We start from the raw sequence: 19781 nt of genomic DNA, 5'->3' as shown, positions 1-19781 counted from the left end.
GCAATCAACTCCACACAATTAGACTGTAAGCTCTCAAGATTAGTGAGTCCCTCAATGATAACGACACCTTTTAATAAAATCTCATGAATATGAGTAACTTCTTCGATATTATTGACATCGGCAACGGAAGGCGGTTCAACGCCGACCATTTTAACTTTATTATCCAAACACCAGATAGCCATCGATTCACTAATTCTCGGCAACTCTTGTCTGTATTTCGGTGTGAGAACAAATTTTGACCAACCTGTCCAGAAAATCAAACTGTCACCTTCAGAAAATAATGCTTGAATATTTAGTGGGATATGTTCTGGATTTATCAAACCTTTTGAACCGATATGACGCACATCTACGACCCAGGCTTTCCCAATAAAATCGGAAACAGGTATTTCATCAATAGTCTGACTGCTCACATTAAAATGAATAGGCGCATCCATATGTGTGCCACAATGCGAGTAAAATGTCAACGTACTGGCATTCCAACCATCTTTGTCAATGGTTTTCTCAGTTTTTTTTGAAAAACCTATCAAATCTTCAGCGTACTGGAGCGTAAGGTCAATTATTCTATACATGTCATTTAAAGGTTCTTGATCACAGCCGCTGCTACTTCTAAAGTCCCAGCATTTCCACCTAAATCCCTTGTAAGCACACCTTGTTGTGTACTCTTGTCGATAGCTGTCATAATTTTTTCTGCCGCCACTGTTTCACCTAAATGCTCCAACATAAGTGCAGCCGACCAAATTTGACCATAGGGATTGGCGATGTTTTTTCCCGCGATGTCTGGTGCAGATCCATGAATAGGTTCAAACATAGAGGGGAAGTCCTTTTCAGGATTTATATTTCCGCTGCCTCCAAGTCCTAGACTTCCCATGATAGCACCTCCCAAATCACTTAAAATGTCACCAAAAAGATTGGTTGTCAGAACTACGTCAAAGACTTCAGGCCTCAGTACGAAGTTAGCGGTACAGTTGTCAATATACATTTGATCGTGTGTCACATCCGGATAATGCAGAGATACCTCTTTGATGATGCGATCCCAATAGGTTAAACTGTTGATCAAAGTATTAGATTTAGTGATATGTGTTAATTTTTTCCGCCTTTTTTGAGCGAGTTTAAAGGCATAATGTGCCACACGTTCAATTCCTTTTCTAGTAAAAACACTTGTATCAATTCCCATACCAGCGTCAGAATCAGGTAAATATTGACCGCCCATTTGAACAAACTCACCTTCAACATTTTCCCTGATGATAACAAAATCAATTGGCTTTTCACTTCTTAACGGTCGTGTCACACCGGGGTATGTTCTTACGGGGCGATAATTCACATACTGTTCAAAGTTCGTGCGAACCTTAAATGTGTAATCTTTCGCTGGCAAGGTGTCGTCTACTTCTGGTAATCCTACGGAACCAAAATAAACAGCATCAAATTTTTTTAGAATGTCCAATCCATCTTTTGGAAGAAACATGCCATTTTTTAAAAAATATCCGGCACCCCAATCAAAGGTCTCAGACCTTATACTGAATTTTTGAATTTTCGCGATTGCCTCTAAAACGCTATACCCGGCTGGTACAATTTCCTTTCCAATACCATCACCAGGTACAATTGCAATATTGTAATTTCTACTCATTTTATAATAGTTTTCAATTTTTTTAATGTGCAAAAAATTGCATATAATATATTTCCACAGGTGTAAATATAAAATAAAAATAGTTATAGCAATGTATATATACAAATAAATGAAATTTATATGATGCAAAAAATTGCATTAGTCAAATAAATGTTTATTTTTGATACATTAATATTGGCAATTGAAAACGAAAGTGACATTACAAGACATTGCGAATATCTTAGGAATTTCGACTGCTACTGTTTCTAGGGCTCTTCAAAATAATTCTAAGATAAGTGAATCTGTACGAAAAAAAGTTTTGAAGACAGCTCATGACCTAAATTATTTCGGCCATAAATTTCCCGAAACGGTTTTGCCAAAAAAAAGCAATACAATCGGTGTTATCGTGCCAAAAATCACTTACCATTTGTATGGAATGGCTATTAGTGGGATCGAAAAGGCCGCAGAAGAAAGTCGCATTCACATTATTATTTGTCAATCTGACGAATTGTACGAAAGAGAAAAGAACTTGACAGAAGAACTTCTAAAAATAGGGGTGTCCGGATTAATTGTTTCTCCCGCGGGCGAAACAAAGAATTTCAATCACTTTGTAAAACTCAAAGAAATGGGTATACCTCTGGTTTTGTTCAATAGACAATGTGACGAAGTAGCCACAGACAAAGTAGTGATTGATAATTATAAAGCTTCCTATGATGCCACAGAGCATTTAATATCCATTGGTTGTAAACATATTGCATATATCGGAGGTCCTCAGTTTCTACAAATAAGCAATAAACGTGCTTTGGGATACATGCAGGCTTTAAAAGATGCTGATATATCTATTGATGAAAAACAAATTGAGTATTGTAATTTTACCAAAGAAAGTAACTTAAGTGCCGCGAGGAAATTGTTGTATTCACCTCATCCTCCTGATGGGATCTTAGCATTTAGCGATCAAATAGCAATCGCAGCTATGATGGCCGCCAAGGAAAGAGGGCTTAAAATTCCTGAGGATCTTGCCATAATTGGGTTTAATAATGAACCTGTGGATGAACTTCTAGAACCCTCACTAAGCAGTATTGATCAACCCGCTTTTCAGATGGGCTATGAATCTGCCCAATTGCTAATTCAAAAAATAAATAATCCGTCTAACGAAATTTCCCATAAAGTCTTAAAATCTGAACTCATTATTAGAAATTCTACCAACAGAAATAAATTAAAATCGATGTAGTCTTTGCAAATAATTTCCATGATAGCACAGGATAGGCTTTTTTGTTCCTTAACTTATTTTTATAAAGGAATTTGCAAATAATTAAAAATCTATTCCAAGGCTCATGGTAAAAATCTATTCCTTATTATATTTTGTTATATCGGTTTGTTCGATAAGTATAATGGTGTCCTGTAGTTCCCTGTCAACAAAAAAAGGAATCTATATAGAATCAAAATCTCCGATGGTCGAATTTGCATTGCAGGATTTGAAATCTGTTCTTGGTGATGTGCATATTTTAACCGATTCGTCACAAATGATGGAGGCGGATATTCTGCTACAGATAAATTCTGAAGTTGAGCTAAAAAAAGAAGGTTTTTCTATTAAAAAAAGTCATCGTAAAATTATAGTATCGGGCTTTGATGAAGCAGGACTTATGTATGGTATTTTAGAACTTTCGGAACAAATTGAGCTATATGGAATTGCAGGAATTTCGGAAATGACAAAGAACCCCTATTTTGAGATGCGCGGTCCAAAATTCAACATACCCTTAGATGTGCGCACACCGAGTTACTCAGATGCGAGCGATGCTGGTCAAAGGAATATACCTGTCATGTGGGATTTCGATTTTTGGAAAAATTATATAGATACCATGGCAAAGTATCGTTATAACTATATTTCTTTATGGAGTTTGCAACCTTTTCCATCTTTAGTTAAAGTGCCTGGTTACGAAGATATTTCCTTAGATGATGTTCAGCGTTCAACGGGAACTTGGGAAAATATCTATAACCTAAATGGAATAGGCATGGATACGCCAGAAATCCTTGATAATCCAGAAACCCTAAAGAAAATATCCATCGATGAAAAAATAGAATTTTGGAGAAAAGTAATGGCCTATGGAAAAGACCGTAACATTGATTTTCATCTTATTACTTGGAATATTTTTAATTATGGAACAGGTGGGAAGTATGGAATTACAGATAGAATGGATAATGAAATCACCAAAGATTACTTTAGAAAAAGTGTAAAACAAATGTTTGTTACTTACCCTGATTTGGCAGGGATCGGTCTAACGACCGGAGAAAATATGAAAGTAGATGGTAAAAGAACGAATGCAGAGGAGCGAGAAAATTGGGCATATGATACTTACGCCAAAGGTATTCTAGATGCTGCAGCGGAAATGCCAGATAGAAAATTTACTTTTATCCATAGACAACACCAAACCGGAGCCAAAGAAATTGCCGAAAAATTTAAAGAAGTAATCGATACAAAGAACATAGAGTTTTTGTATTGTTTTAAGTATGCAAAAGCGCATGTGTATAGTGCAACAGAACAACCGTATTACTTAAATGACAATTTTGTAGAGGACATTGGTAGCATGAAAACGATTTGGGGACTTCGCAATGATGATACTTTTTATTTTCGGTGGGGTTCTCCAGATTTTGTGAGAGAATTTATAGAAAATATACCACACCAAGTGGCAAGAGGGATTTATTTTGGCTCGGATCAATGGATTTGGGGTAGAGATTTTTTGACTAAAGATCCAGAAACACCAGATCAGTTAGAAGTGATAAAGCATTGGTACCAATGGATGCTTTGGGGAAGATTGAGTTATGATCCAACCATAAGTAATGAAAAATTTACTGATCTGTTGGCAAATCGCTTTCCCGAGGTCGACGCTAAAAAACTATTTTCTGCATGGCAACAAGCGTCTCAGGTTTATCCAGTAACAACCGGATTTCATTGGGGAAGTTTAGATTTTCAATGGTATATTGAAGGTTGTATAAGTCACCCAAGGTTTGCACAAAACAAGACAGGATTTCATGATGTTAATCGTTTTATAAATTTGGGAGTACATCCAAAATCCGGCAATCAAACCATTCCTGAATATGTAAAAATGACTTTGGCGGATAGTAGTTCTGTTCTAAAAACGCCCTTGCAAGTTGCAGAAAAATTACATCAGCTCTCAGATGGTGCTTTGAATGATTTAAAGGGAATTAATTCAATCCAAAATAAAGAATTACAATTCACTTTAAATGATATTGAAACTGTTTCTTTCTTAGGAAAATACTACGCACATAAAATAACTGGGTCAACCTATGTGGCCATGTATAGAGAAACTAAGGATACTCATTTTCAAAATTTGGCTGTTGCTGAACTGACTAGAGCATTGGATTTTTGGATAAAATATACGGATAAGGCTTTACAGCAAAACAATAACCCATTATGGACCAATAGAGTAGGTGTTGTAGATTGGAAAGAAATTACAAATTGGGTAAAAGAAGATATTGAAATCGCAAAAATCGATTTGTAATTATGAAAAAAGTAACCTTAATTCTTTTCATCGTTTTAACCTGTTGCAGTCAGATTTTTATCGGACAGCCCTTAAAAACTAGGCTTGTTGTATTAGCAGATATGGGCAATGAGCCCGATGAGGAGCAGCAAATGATGCACATGCTTATGTATTCAAATGAGTTTGATATTGATGGACTTATTGCCGTAAGTGGGAAGTTTTTGCACAATAAACATAGGCTAGTTGAAAGGCAAAGACTTTATCCTGACCTATTTGAGAATCTTATTGATGGCTATGGTAAAGTTTTTGAAAACTTAAAAATTCACGCAAGTGGTTGGCCAGAACCGAGTTATTTAAAATCGGTTGTAGCTTCCGGCCAGCCGGGATACGGGATGGCAGATGTTGGAGAAGGCAAAAGTTCAGAAGGTTCTAAATTATTGATTAAAAGTTTTGAAAAAGAAGATGCGCGATTATTGTATATCGTAGTAAATGCAGGTTCAAATACCTTGGCACAAGCCTTGAATGATTATAAAAAATCTCATAGTAAAAAAGAGTTGGAAGTCCTTTTGCAAAAAATCAGGGTTTTTGAAAACGGTGCACAAGATAATTCTGGTGCTTGGATTTGTGCAAACTATCCAGACATTCATTGGATAAGAAGTAATTACCAAACATATGCCTATGGGGGTCCGGCTTGGGCCTGGGGAAATTCTAACGATGATGATAAAAAGGGCCCACATACATGGAAACCTTATTCATATAATGCCACAGGACAACACCAATGGGCATTGGAGCATATCAAAAATCACGGCGACTTAGGGAGGTTGTTTCCTTTGCGACAAAACCATGTTGGTAAACTTGTTTTTATTGAAGGCGGTGGCACCATACCATGGCTGGGTTTAATCCATCAAGGGTTGTCTGATATCAGTGAGCCAAGCTGGGGAGGTTGGAGCGGCAGGTTTTCGGAAGAAAAAATAAAAAATGTGCCTTCTAGACATGAAAGTGTGAGAATTGATGAAGAGACTTATGGTGATTATTATTTGTTTACAGAAGTTTCAGATGAATGGACAGATCCTGAAACTAACGAAATCTATAACTCAATCTACGCTCCTGTATGGCGTTGGCGCCAGGCATATTTCAATGATTTTCGAGCCAGAATGGATTGGTGTATAGCTTCTTATGGAGATGCAAATCATAATCCAATAGCTGCAATAAATGCTAATGCTGAAGAAAAGATACAAAATTTAAATGCGAGTGCAGGCGAAACTATCACTTTAGACGGTTCAGCTTCTTTTGATCCTGATGGGGATGATTTAAAATTTAATTGGTGGGTATATAAAGAGGCAGGAACCTATTTGGGTAAGGATATTATTGTTCAAAATCCTAACCAATCAATCATCAACTTTAAAATCCCTAAAGATGCAAATGGGCAAACCATTCACGTAATTCTCCAGGTGGAAGATCAAAATAAAATCGTGTCTTTAAATGATTACAGGCGCATTGTCATCACAGTAAATGAATAACATAATTTATTAAAGGATATGGTGAAAGTTTTAAAAAGATCAGATTTAATAGCGTGGATTTTCTTTTGTTGTGTTTCTTTTACAACAATTGGGCAAAGCTTTAAATACAATAATCCCATAATAGCAGGGTTCAATCCAGACCCTTCGGTTTGTCGCGTAGGGGATGATTATTATTTGGTAACAAGTACTTTTGAATATTTTCCAGGAGTACCTATTTACCATAGTAAAGATTTGGTAAATTGGACGATGATTGGGCATGTATTGCATCGCCCGGAGCAGCTTGATTTGGATGGAGTAGCTTCTACTGCTGGTATATATGCCCCAACTTTGCGATATCATGAAGGGACATTTTATATGATAACAACGCTAATAACTAATAGAGAAGGCACAAAACCAAAAGGAAATTTTATAGTAACAGCTAAAAATCCAGCGGGGCCTTGGTCTAGTCCGCATTGGATTGACGGAGCGCCAGGGATTGATCCTTCTCTGTTTTTTGATGATGATGGTAAAGCCTATTATTGTGGTAATAGAAATGCAGAGAATCAAGAATTTAGAGCTGAAAAACAAATTTGGATACAAGAAATCGACCTTCAAAATTTTAAACTGAAAGGGAAAATAGGAACGCTAGATTCTAAACCGTATTATATAAATGATATCATTGGTTCAGCGGTGGCTTTTGAAGCACCTCATATTTATAAAAAGGATGGTGTATATTACCTTTTGATTGCTCATGGAGGGACAGGTATGGGACACGCTGTTTCCATTTGGAAGTCTCATACACCATACGGGCCTTGGGAAGATAACCCTGACAACCCAATCTTAACACATAGAGGGGATACTTCGGGTATTAATGCTACTGGTCATGCCGATGTTTTTCAAACTCAAGATGGCGATTGGTGGTCAGTCTTTTTAGCTGTGAGGAGTACAGATGAAAAGAATAATGTTATGGGGCGTGAAACTTTTCTTGCACCTGTAGATTGGTCAGGAACATGGCCTATTTATAACCCTAAAGGTGAAGTTTCCAGAACTGCTTTCACACACGATGCACCAAAGTTATTTGGCGGCACACAAAAAGATTTCAATTTTAAAGACTCTTTTAGTAATGAAACACTTGACCTAAATTGGAGTATGATTAGAACTCCAAGAAGCACTTGGTGGGATTTAAAAACTACTATGGGTAAGTTAAAATTGTTGTTAAGACCTGATGAAATAAAAAACTACGAACAGCCTTCATTTTTAGGTTTAAGAGTCCCTGATATGAAAATTGAATCCGAGGTAAATTTAGATTTTACACCTGCTACTCCTTCAGAATGTGCAGGTTTAGCTTTTGAACGAGGGCATGATGAGGAATGGACTTTGGTAAAGGAATTGATAGATGATAAAGCAGTAGTAAGCGTATTTTATAATGGAGAAAAAAAATTGGGGCAATATCAATTGAAGTCAGAGAAAACAATAACACTAAAAATTAAGTTAGATGACTTTAAAATGTCATTTTTTGTAAAAGAGGATACAAATTGGGAAAAAATTGCAGAAGCCGATGCAAGTTCATTAGGTTTTCCTCCTGCAGGACGCTTTACAGGTTCTATGGTTGGTCCTTACGCTTCATCAAGAGGAGAAATATCTACAACATGGGCAAATTTTGATGACTTTGAATTGAGAATAACTGGCAAATAGTCAACTATGATTAAGACTATATTTTTTAGGAAATCTGTTTTAGTCTCAATGCTAATTACATTTTTTATTTCTGTGTATTCTTGTGTAGAGCCTAATGAGTTTACATTAGGAATAGAGATTGATACTGAGTTACCTCAGATACTTCACGGTGCACAGAAATTAAAAGAGTTTGCTCTTACTAACCAAATTCCAATTGTTGAAAAGGATGCGAGTTATATAATTCAAATAGCCATAGATTCTTTACAATTGAAACCTGAGGCATTTGCAATTAGTGTACATGATAAAAAGGTTTTAGTAAAAGGTGGTAACGCCACTGGTGTAATGTATGGGCTTCTCGACATAAAAGAGCAGTTATGCGGTAAAGTTAAAAAAATCATAGAAAAAGAAGAATCCCCCTATTTAAAATTCAGAGCTTTAAAATTTAACCTTCCTTGGGAGGCATACCGTTCAAGCCAAACTTTACTAGAACATACTGAAACTTGTAGAGACACTCTTTTTTGGAAGGATTTTTTGGACATGATGGCTGAAAATCGTTTTAACAAATTGACGTTGTGGAATTTACATCCTTTTAGTAGAATGGTTAAAACCAAAAAATATCCTGAAGCCAGTCCTTTTTCTGATGCAGAAATGAAAGAATGGGAAGTTTTTTGGCATTCTCTTTTTAGAATGGCAAAAGACAGAGGTATTGAAACTTATATGGTTAATTGGAACATTTTCGTCTCTAGTGAATTTGCCAAACATCACAAAGTATCAGATCTCTCTAGAAGTAATGAAAAATATATTGGTAAAGGCGATACCGCGCAGGTTGTGAAAGATTATATGCGGGAATGTGTTAGAGAAACCATTGATAAATATCCAAACCTAACAGGATTGGGAATTACACTTGGTGAAGGTATGGGTGGGATGACAGCCCAGGAACGAGAAGATTGGATTTTGGAAACAGTTGTTGCTGGAGCAAGACAAGCTTCTCGAAAAATAAAGTTTATTCATCGCGTACCACTTTCAGCAGGTACTGCAAGTTCTGGTTCAACAGATGTTACTGTTGAAAAATTAACTCGTCAAACATTAGATACGCTAACCTGTTTTGATGGCCCAATCAATATTGAATTGAAGTTTAATTGGTCTCACGGACATTCTACAACCAAACTAGTAAAAGTACATGGAGGCGAACTTTCAGATACTTATTGGAATCCTATGCCCGATAATTACTATTTAGCCTGGATGATACGCAATGAAGATTTTTTCATTCTTCGTTGGGGACAAACAGATTTTATAAGACAACACATTGCAGAAAATGTGCATCCTTATGTTAATGGATACTATGTAGGTTCAGAAACTTATATTCCCGCAAAGGATTATATCACATCGTTAGAAGGAGCTTCTACAACATATGCTTTTGAAAGACAGTGGATGTTTTACAAAGCATGGGGTCGCTTATTATATAATCCCAAAACTTCTAATACATATTTTGCAAAGGTCTATGAAAAAAGATTTCCAAATGATGGAAATACGCTCTTTGAGGCACAATTAAAAACAAGCAACGTACCCTTAATAATTGCTTCTTATCTAAATGCACGTTGGGATTTTACCTTGTATTCTGAAGGTTTTTTAGGGTTTAATGATGGTCCTCCGGCTGTGAAATTACTATCGTTAGAAACAATTGCCAATAGAAATCCAATGGATCCCGGTTACGTAGGTGTTAAAACATTTTTAGCTGCAAATGAAGATGAATTAAAAGGAAAATTAACACCCATCCAATTAGCCGATAGTCTTTATTCTTCTTGTAACAAAGCTTTAAAAAGTGTAGAAATGATTGCAGAAAGAGATAATGTTGATTTATTATATGAAGTTTCAGATATTAAGGCTTGGGCTTATTTGGGTCTTTACTTTTCAGACAAGCTAAAAGCTGCCGTTGCTTATCAGAAGTTTCTAAAAACAAAAGATCTGGTAAATCACCAAGAAGCTGTTGATTGGTTGGAAAAAGCGACAATGAATTGGTCGGAAATCGTAAAGGTCACCGAACCAGTTTATCAACCTGTACCCATAGAGCATAAAGGGTATAGAGTAGATAGTAATTTATTCCATTGGTCAATTGTTCAAGAAGAAGTGGAGGCAGAACTAAAATGGCTCAAAGATTTATACAAAGATTGATGTTGAATTTTTATAAAATTGATTGACATGACGAAAAAAATAATTTTAAGAAGTTTACTGGGATTACTTTTAATTGCTTGTGCTGATAAAAGCAATGAATCGAGTAAGCTAAATATTGCAAAGGAGATCAAGGGTAGCAGTGCAGAGGTACTAAATAGCAATACTTCTGATGTATTTTATCATTATTCAATTTGGTGGGCTTTTGTAAATAAAATATTTGAAGGAGACATTGATGCAAAAGAATTAAAAACCAAAGGTGATATGGCCTTGGGTTCATACAATTTTTTAGATGGAGAGTTAATTATGCTAGACGGTGTTTTATACCAAGCAAAAGAAGATGGCACTGTTGTAATACCAAATGACGATGAAAAAATTGCCTATGCCAATGCAGCCTTTTTTGATAGTGAAAAGGAATTTTCTCTAAAAAATGTAGCTAATTATGACGAATTAAGAGATCTAATTAATGACGAATTACCTTCAAAAAATTTCTTTTATGCTTTTAAAATTCATGGGAATTTTAAACAAATAACCTGCGGAGGCTTGCACAAGCAAGACAAACCTTTTGAGAAAGGTTTGGATGTATTAATTCCTTCAAGACCCCTTTTTGAAAGAGAAAATTTCTCTGGAACCATGGTTGGATTCTATTGTCCTGAGTTTATCGGAAATATTAATGTGGCGGGTTATCATCTCCATTTTATATCTGATGATGGCAAATTTGCTGGACATGTTATGGAGTTTGAAGCTGAAGATCTTTTAGTACAATTAGATCAAATGCACGAATACCAATTTGTTTTACCCAAAACAGAAGATTATAGTCACGTTGGGTTTGAAAAGGAGTTTCAATACAAAAAAAAATAAAAATGTCATATCTAAAAAAAATCATTGCTAACTGCCTTTTTATTATTGGATTAATCCTTTTAGCAAGTTGTAATCCCAAGAAAGAGAAAGTAGTACAATCTATAAACCAAGAGTTAAAAGCAAAACCCAATATACTTTTTATCGCAGTTGATGATTTAAAACCTGAACTCAATTTTTATGGTGCTACACACATTCAATCACCTAATTTAGATAAACTGGCATCGGAGAGTTTGGTTTTTGAACGTTCTTATTGTAATGTTCCAGTTTGTGGAGCGTCGAGAGCAAGTATATTAACAGGTCTAAGGCCAACAAGGCATCGTTTTTTGAATGCATTTACAAAAAAGGATGAGGATGCGCCTGACGTTAATTCGCTCCCGATGACCTTCCTGAAAAATGGCTATACAACGATATCGAACGGAAAAATATACCACCATGGGGATGATGATAAAAATGCCTGGAATGAGATTTGGCACCCCGAAACAAAAGGTAATTACTATGCGCTAAAGGAAAATTCAGACTTAAGGACTGATGATGATCGGGGTCCTGCTTTCGAAGTGGCCGAAGTTGCTGATTCTGTTTATTCAGATGGTAAAATAGCAAACAAAGGAATCAGAGATTTGCGAAAGCTCAAAAAAACAGGAGAACCCTTTTTTCTTGCACTTGGGTTTATGAAACCGCACTTGCCTTTTAATGCCCCAACCAAATATTGGGAGATGTATGATGAAAAGAAAATAACACTTCCTGAAAATTATATCCAGCCAGAAACAACTCCCTCTAGGGCATTTCATAAATTCGGAGAATTGCGAAATTATTATGGTATACCACAAGGAAATGAGCCAATAGACGATGAACTTGCCAATAAGTTAATACATGGATACTACGCTTCTGTAAGTTATGTAGACGCACAAATTGGTAAGGTTTTAACAGAGCTGGATCGTTTGGGATTGGCAGAAAATACCATAGTTGTATTATGGGGAGATCACGGCTGGAATCTTGGAAATCATAAACTTTGGTGTAAACATGTCACATTCGAATCTTCCCTGCGTACACCTTTGGTTGTGAAAATTCCCAATGTCACAAAAGGAACTAAAAATAACAATATTGTTGAGTACATCGATGTTTATCCAACACTTTGTGAGCTAAGCGGTATAGAAAAACCAACACATTTAGAAGGGCTTAGCCTTTTGCCACTATTTGAAGGTAAAAGTATTGATAAAAATTATGCTGTGTCAAAGTTTAAGGATGCCGTTACTTTAATTAAAGGGAGTATGTTTTATACAGAATGGATAAATGACAAGGGAGAGGTTAGTGACCGCATGCTGTTTGATCATACAAACGATCGATTGGAACTTAATAATTTGGCTGAAAAACCAGAATACAGAGAAAGTGTTTATGAATTGTCAAATGATCTAAGAACCAAATGGGGCGAAGATTTTTTGAAGAGGCCATTAAAATGATAAGTAATTATTAAAAACCCATTGTGATAAAATTTTACCTCACAACCATATTTTTGGTTTATTGTTTTAGTTTGACCGCACAACAATTAGTGCGTCCTTTTATTTTAGTAAAAGCCGATGATAGAGCTGGTATTCTTCAAAAAATAGAAAAACAAGCTTGGGCTAAAGATACCTATAGCATTTTTATCGAAAAAATACAGCCAGAAGTTAAATCGCATCAGACTAATCCAGAAGCGTTTTTAAAGGGAATGCCTTTTGATTGGGCTAAGGTCCAAAAAGGTGAAATTCCACCTTTTTACAAAACGATTCATATTCAAAATGGCAAGCCCAGTAATTTAGATAATGCTACCAAAGAAGAATGGAAAAATGGAAGGAAATTAATTCGTTTTCTTCAAATTGCTCAGGATTGTGCAATTGCCTATTATCTTACAGAAGATGAAAAATATGCCGAATGTGCGATAGATATTTTGAATGGTTTCACGCAAAGTGTTCTGCAATCAAAAGTATCTGATTGGCATGGCAGAGGCGGTTGGTTATTTCCGGATGACGGATTTAGAGAGGTACGTGAAATAGGTGTAAAAGTGCCTATTATTTATGATTTTATTGCGGAATATATTAGAAAAGGTGGAAAACCTTATGATATTTTCCAAAAATCTAAAATTGAATTTCCTCAGGAGAAAGCACAGCAAGTGTTTAGAACTTATGCAGATATTACAATTAATTATGGGCATATAGGTTCAAATCACCCCGTTCTAGAAGCGCCGAGTTTAGTGTATAATGCCTTAGCTATGGAAGATGAAACGGAAAGGAATCAATTACTTTCTTATTTCTTGACTGAAAACACCGAAAACCAAGATGCTTTACCTGTAATGGCAAATAACTATAAAAATGAAGGAGATATTTGGCCGGAAACTTCTCAATACCTTAACGGTGTTGCCACTATTTTAACGCGATTGATGTTAGTTGTGAACAGGTATGACCCTACTTTACATTTGGGAGAAAGGTATTCCAACGTTCTTTTTGCCCTGCCTGCCTTAGATTATTTGGTCTACCCAAATAACGAAATTATCCGTTGGGGAGATGGGAAAAGACATGGCAAACCAAACTATAGCAGTTATGAAGACGCTTATCTTCTCGGAGAAATGGATGAGGTTGACAAGGTAACTAACAAGTTTGGGCCATTGATTCAAAGGGCTTTGGATGAAGGCAAATATGGAAGAAATGATATTGATGCGGTATTGATGCACGGACTTAACCTTCCAGACACCACGAATGCTTTCGAACTTCCCAGAACAGATAAGGTTGATCATGCCGGTATTTTTTTGCAACGTAATTTAACTAACTCAAACAAAGCAGAGAATGATTTAATGTGTTTTGTTGGCGGTGCTCATATGGTGCACGGTCATGCCGAGGGTATGAACATTGAACTTTACGGAAAAGGACAGGTTTTAGGAGTTGACAATGGCAGAGGTAGCTATCAGCAAGATATTCATGAGAATTACTCTCGTATATGGGCATCTCATAATTCTGTAATTGTAAACGGAAGTTCACAAGGCGAAGGGGGATGGGCTAATTTGGGAATTAATAAAGTGCAATTAATTGCCATGGAACCAAAACCAATGCAGAAAGCTGTTTCTCCTTTGTATTCCTTTACACAAACCAGTTTTATAGATGACAAAGGCAATCAGGCAGAAGCAAGACAAGAACGAACCCTGGCATTAATTCGAACTTCTGAAACCACCGGGTATTATGTAGACGTTTTTAGGTCAAAATCCAATTTGCCCAATGAGTACCACGATTATTTATACCATAATATTGGGGATAAACTCACTTTTTTGAACAAAAATTTAGCGCTGAAACCAACACCAAATAGATACATGTCAAATGGAAATGAAGAGTGGATTCAGAATAAAAAATACAGAAATCCCGGCTGGCATTTTTTTAAAGAGGTAGAAACATCTCTTACGTATAGTAAAGATGTAAAATTTCAATTTTCAATAGAAAAACTTGAAAAATCTCCAATTTATATGAAGGTACATATGCCAGGATTTGACAACAGAGAATACACCAAAGTAATGGCGCCCCATACTTTTGAAGCACCTAAACCTTATGATGAATTACCTACGCCAACTTTAGTAGTTAGAAAAAAAGGGGATGCTTGGAGCAGTCCTTTTGTAGCTGTTTATGAACCATTTTCGGGAAATATGGATAATGCGAGCATCGTTTCTGTTGAAAAATTAGAACAAAACGGAATTTATAAAGGGCTAAAAATTATTTCTAGTATTAATAAATCAAGACTCGTTCAATACGTCATCACTCAATCGAAAGATGAAGTATATCAAGATAAGAATAGGGGTATTTATTTTAAGGGCATCTTTGCTATAATTACCACAAACGCTCAAAATGATTTGCAGAATGTTTATATCGGTGAAGGAGAAAAGTTAAGCTTTAAAAATAAAGAATTCTTTCCTACAACGGGAAAGAATTCAATCTTTCTATTTGATATTGAACAATAAATAATGCTTACAAAAAGAATTAAGATAGAATAATTGAAAGTCAAAATTAATTCATGACATGATCAAAACACTGATTTACCTATTAACCTTTTTTACGGCTTCTTATGTGCCTAGTAATCTGTATGCACAAGCCACTTCTGAAAGCGAAAAAAACAAGTTTTTTGAGTTTAATGTTGCAGGTATTTTGGTTTACAAGCAAGATGAAAAAGGGAACTCTCTGCCTGATTTTTCTTATGTTGGCTATCAGGCAGGCGAAAAAGCATTACCAACACTTCCTGTAAAAATTACTATTGGTCCAATAGAAGGAGATAATACACATAATATTCAGAATGCATTAGATATACTTGGTAATTTTCCACTAGACAAAAATGGTCATCGTGGAGCACTTTTGCTAAAGAAAGGTGTTTATCATGTGGAAGGTGTTATAGCTATAAACCAAAGTGGTATTGTACTTCGGGGTGAAGGTAACGGTCCAGATGGAACCATTTTGATCGCCAAGGGTTATGGAGATGTGAAGTACAAACGTACATTCATTCAGGTTGGAAACGACGACAAAATTCAACTAGATAAATCTTCTTTTCAAGAAATTGAAGACGATTTTGTACCCATAGGAACGCATACTTTTAAGGTTAAATCAGCAACAAGTTTTAAAATTGGAGACCGCATTGTGGTATTTAGACCTTCAACAAAAAATTGGATAACCGAAATAGGATGTGATACAATAGAATCTAGGTGGGCAGGAATTAGAGACATACAATGGGTTAAAGAAAAATCATCTGATAATCAATCTAAATTTAAGAAAGCAGGGTTTTATTATCAAAGACTTGGTTATGATTCGCATTACTCAATCTTAAAAAATAAAAATGAAACTTGGGAAGAGTTTCAAAAACGTATTCCGATTTCTGAGGATGGAAAGTCATTCGATTTTACCCGACAATGGGAAGCCGGAGAATACGATTTGTATTTTGAACGCCAGATTACTCATGTAAAAGCCAACCAAATTACGATCGATGCACCTATTGTGCATACTTTGGATGCCAAATTTGGCGGTGGTGGTATTTTTCACTTCAAAACTCCTACAAGGATAAGCGAAGTAGGTATAGAAAACTTACGACTAATATCTGAATTTAGCGAGCCTGTTTCAGGTCATCCTTACGGTGCACCCGAGGAGCAAATAAAGGCTGAACAACATGCCTGGAATGGAATTGTGTTAAACGAAAATACCGAAAACACATGGGTAAGAGACATAACTGGCAATTATTTCGGCTGGTCGCTTGTTTCTGCCAAAGGGAAAAAAGCGACTATTCAAGACTGTGTTAATCTCGGGCATGCATCAAAAATTGATGGAGGTCGAAGATATCCATTTATGATTAACGGTCAGTTAAATTTGGTGCAAAGATGCATAACTTTTGAGGGTAGGCACGAATTTGTGAATCAGGAAAAGACGCAGGGTCCTAATGTCTTTGTAGATTGTATTGGTTTTGACTCTAAGCAAAATTCTGGTCCTCACCATCGATACGCTGTTGGGAATTTGTATGATAATATTACCTCTGAAAAACCGATGGAATCTCGTTATCGCGGAAAATCTGGAACTGGTCATGGTTGGGCAGGCACCCAAACCTGTTTTTACAATTGTGTTGCACCAGAGTTTTTTGTTGAAGCACCACCGGGGGGAATATCTTGGCTCATCGGCTCTGGAAGTATTAAAAAAAATGCGAAGCTAGAAAAACCAGTCAGTCTTTATTATCAGCAAGTGCAGGACCGCTTGGGAAAAACGGCGCTAACCTATTTGCTAATCGAAGACCAATTAAAATTCATGGGAGAATACCGCTGGGTTCAGAATCGACTCAATGTTGAAAATAAAAAATACCACAAGAGCATCGATGTTGGAACTATCCCTGAGGAGATTTAAAATGGGCAAGTCTATAATTCCATGTACTTGAATTTCAGCACAAAAATCAAGAATTAAAAGATTTACTTTATGAAATCAAAAATGTCAGTTTTCTTAATATGTATGGTAATTGCATTGTTTTGCTTCAATTGTAAAACCCAAACCAACCAAGAAACACAAAATCAGAAAACACTTTTTAATGACAATTGGCAATTCTACCTTCAAGAAAATGAGGAGGTATCGCTAGGCGAATTGCCTGAAGCTAAATGGAAATCCTTGCATTTACCACATGATTGGAGTATTGAAGGGAAAATTTCTAAAGACAATCCATCAGGTCATTTTGGTGGATACTTTCCCGGTGGACTTGGTTGGTATAAAAAATCGTTTGAGTTTAGTAAGGCATGGAAAAATAAAATGGTTTCAATCATTTTTGACGGTGTTCACAAAAATAGTGAAGTGTGGATTAACGATCATTATTTAGGTAAAAGACCAAATGGCTATGTAGGGTTTTCCTATGATTTAACGCCGTATTTGATAGAAGGTCAAAACAGTATTTTAGTTAAAGTGGATAACTCGAAACAACCTAATTCTAGATGGTACACCGGAAGTGGGATTTATAGAAATGTTTGGATTCAGGCAAAGAACAAATTATCAGTGCCTCTTTGGGGGACATTTATTACCTCTAAAAACATTTCTGAGGCAAGTGCCGATATAACTATTGAAACATCAATCATGAATCATGATAGCAAATCGGAAAATGTTGAGGTACTATTCGAAATTTATGATATGAACATGAAATTGGTGTCAAATGCCAAAGTTGCTGGGTTGGTTGAGTCTCAAGACACATTAAAACTTAGTCAAAGCGCACAAGTTATCAATCCAAAATTATGGTCTCCAGAATCTCCCCATTTGTATAAATTAGTTAGTACAATTATAAAAGGTAATAAGGTTTTTGATGTAAATCAAACTTCTTTTGGCATAAGAAGTATTCGGTTTGAGGCAGAAACAGGATTTTGGTTGAATGATAAAAACATAAAAATTAAGGGGGTGAATAACCATCATGATGCTGGTGCGGTAGGAGCCGCAGTTCCAGATGATGTTTTGCGACGCAGGTTGGAAATTTTAAAAGAAATGGGCTGCAATGCCATTAGGACTGCGCACAATCCGTTTTCCCCAGAATTTTACAAAATGTGCGATGAGATGGGCTTTATGGTAATGGATGAAATGTTTGATGAATGGGTTGCTTCATGGCCCTGGGTAGAATACAAAAATAGAGGAAAAGTGGATTTTGGTTATCATCTCGATTTTGAAAAATGGGCAAAAAAAGACCTGACTAGCGTTATATTAAGAGATCGTAACCATCCATCTATAATTATGTGGAGTCTTGGCAATGAAATTCCAGATCAATGCTATCCTGAGGGACCCGAACGTTTAAAACCTTTATTGAAATTAGTACATGATTTAGATAATACACGACCTGTAACCGCTGGTTGTTGTTTTATGCATTTGGCAAATGATTCCGGATTTTCAGAATTGCTGGACGTTGCAGGCTATAATGGTGGTGGAGGTTCTGTGTTTTATGAGAAGGATAAAGCTGTTTATCCAAACAGGAAATTTATCGCGACCGAAATTCCACATTCATTTCAAACTAGAGGTGTGTATAAAACAATTACTGAAATGAGAAGTCCACAACAAGGAATTCCTGTGCCAAATTTAACTGAAGTAGAGGTTTTTCCTGAGTTTTCTGGCTTTTATTCATCTTCTTATGACAATTCTAGTGTGCGTATATCAGCACGTGACTCTTGGAGAAGGACCGATAGTTTACCCTATGTTTCTGGAGAATTTCGTTGGACAGGATTTGACTATTTAGGTGAAGCTATAAAAGGTTGGCCATCCCGCTTTTTTAATTTTGGGATAATTGATTTGTGCGGTTTTCCTAAGGATACTTATTATTTTTACAAAAGCCAGTGGACCGATGAGCCAATGGTCCACATCCTTCCTCATTGGACATGGCCTGGAAAAGAAGGCCAAACAATTCCGGTTTGGACCTATTCTAATTGTGATGAAGTAGAGTTGTTTTTAAATGAAAAATCTTTAGGAACAAAGTCAAATAAGGGTAAATTGAATCTATCATGGGATGTACCCTACATTTCTGGAACGATAAAAGCCCTCGGTAAAAATGAGGGTAGAGTAGTGTCAGAACAAACATATCACACGGCAAAAAAAGCTTTCAAAGTAGAAGTGATTACAGATAAAAGTGAAGTTTTGGCTGATGGCGTGAGTTGCGTTCATTTAGAGGTTAATATATTGGATGAAAATGGGAATTTCGTACCATATGCAGATAACCTTATCAAATTTGAGATTGAAGGTCCTGCAAATAATATAGGTGTAGAAAATGGTGACCCCTTAGACCTGGCTTCAAACAAAATAAACCAGAGAAATGCCTTTAATGGCAAATGTTTGTTGATTTTACAAACCACCAAAGAGCCCGGGAAAATTAAGGTTAATGTCAGATCTGAAGGTTTGGAGACTGGTGAAGTTTTTATTTTAAGTAAGTTGAGTGCATAAGTAAATTGAACTGTGAAATTATCTGCTTTATTGCTTTTGATTT

The 19781-nt window shown here is 36.1% G+C and carries 11 protein-coding genes and 1 pseudogene; 10 read left to right on the top strand and 2 right to left on the bottom strand.

Going from position 1 to position 19781, the window contains the following annotated elements; genetic code table 11:
- Window positions 1-134 precede the first annotated feature (134 nt).
- Both ACFQ39_RS12225 and ACFQ39_RS12220 read right to left on the bottom strand, forming a co-directional pair.
- Window positions 135-569 (bottom strand): annotated as a pseudogene (locus ACFQ39_RS12225) (cyclase family protein); the annotation flags it as partial.
- A 5-nt stretch (window positions 570-574) separates the two neighbouring features.
- Complete coding sequence (locus tag ACFQ39_RS12220) at window positions 575-1624, bottom strand: isocitrate/isopropylmalate dehydrogenase family protein (RefSeq protein ID WP_377179311.1); 1050 nt, start codon at window positions 1622-1624, stop codon at window positions 575-577.
- Window positions 1625-1805: 181 nt separating this feature from the next.
- On the opposite strand from ACFQ39_RS12220, the gene ACFQ39_RS12215 reads away from it, so the two are divergent.
- From ACFQ39_RS12215 to ACFQ39_RS12170, 10 genes are all read left to right on the top strand, one after another.
- Window positions 1806-2834 (top strand): LacI family DNA-binding transcriptional regulator, encoded by a 1029-nt coding sequence (locus ACFQ39_RS12215; RefSeq protein WP_377179309.1) that lies wholly within the window; start codon window positions 1806-1808, stop codon window positions 2832-2834.
- A gap of 220 nt (window positions 2835-3054) precedes the next feature.
- Window positions 3055-5124: a hypothetical protein gene (locus ACFQ39_RS12210; protein ID WP_377179307.1), complete on the top strand. Its 2070-nt coding sequence runs from the start codon at window positions 3055-3057 to the stop codon at window positions 5122-5124.
- Between the two features lie 2 nt (window positions 5125-5126).
- On the top strand, window positions 5127-6623 hold the full coding sequence (locus ACFQ39_RS12205; RefSeq protein WP_377179305.1) for a nucleoside hydrolase-like domain-containing protein: 1497 nt from the start codon (window positions 5127-5129) through the stop codon (window positions 6621-6623).
- Window positions 6624-6641: 18 nt separating this feature from the next.
- On the top strand, window positions 6642-8297 hold the full coding sequence (locus ACFQ39_RS12200; protein ID WP_377179303.1) for a glycoside hydrolase family 43 protein: 1656 nt from the start codon (window positions 6642-6644) through the stop codon (window positions 8295-8297).
- Window positions 8298-8303: 6 nt separating this feature from the next.
- Entirely contained in the window at window positions 8304-10448 is a 2145-nt protein-coding gene (locus ACFQ39_RS12195; protein ID WP_377179301.1) for a hypothetical protein, read from the top strand.
- 27 nt (window positions 10449-10475) lie between these two features.
- Window positions 10476-11306, top strand: coding sequence for an acetolactate decarboxylase (gene budA / locus ACFQ39_RS12190; protein ID WP_377179299.1), 831 nt, complete (start codon window positions 10476-10478; stop codon window positions 11304-11306).
- Between the two features lie 2 nt (window positions 11307-11308).
- Complete coding sequence (locus ACFQ39_RS12185) at window positions 11309-12763, top strand: sulfatase (RefSeq protein WP_377179297.1); 1455 nt, start codon at window positions 11309-11311, stop codon at window positions 12761-12763.
- 23 nt (window positions 12764-12786) lie between these two features.
- Window positions 12787-15279: a heparinase II/III domain-containing protein gene (locus ACFQ39_RS12180; RefSeq protein ID WP_377179295.1), complete on the top strand. Its 2493-nt coding sequence runs from the start codon at window positions 12787-12789 to the stop codon at window positions 15277-15279.
- Window positions 15280-15337: 58 nt separating this feature from the next.
- A complete protein-coding gene (locus ACFQ39_RS12175) occupies window positions 15338-17191 on the top strand; it encodes a hypothetical protein (protein WP_377179293.1) in 1854 nt (617 codons plus the stop codon).
- A gap of 69 nt (window positions 17192-17260) precedes the next feature.
- Window positions 17261-19738: a glycoside hydrolase family 2 TIM barrel-domain containing protein gene (locus ACFQ39_RS12170; RefSeq protein WP_377179291.1), complete on the top strand. Its 2478-nt coding sequence runs from the start codon at window positions 17261-17263 to the stop codon at window positions 19736-19738.
- Window positions 19739-19781: the final 43 nt, after the last annotated feature.

Origin of the sequence: Namhaeicola litoreus (genome assembly GCF_042679565.1) — a bacterium.
Classification (GTDB): Bacteria; Bacteroidota; Bacteroidia; order Flavobacteriales; family Flavobacteriaceae; genus Namhaeicola; species Namhaeicola litoreus.
The sequence above is the reverse complement of the archived record's forward strand: the minus strand, read 5'-3'. Positions and strand labels throughout refer to the sequence as shown.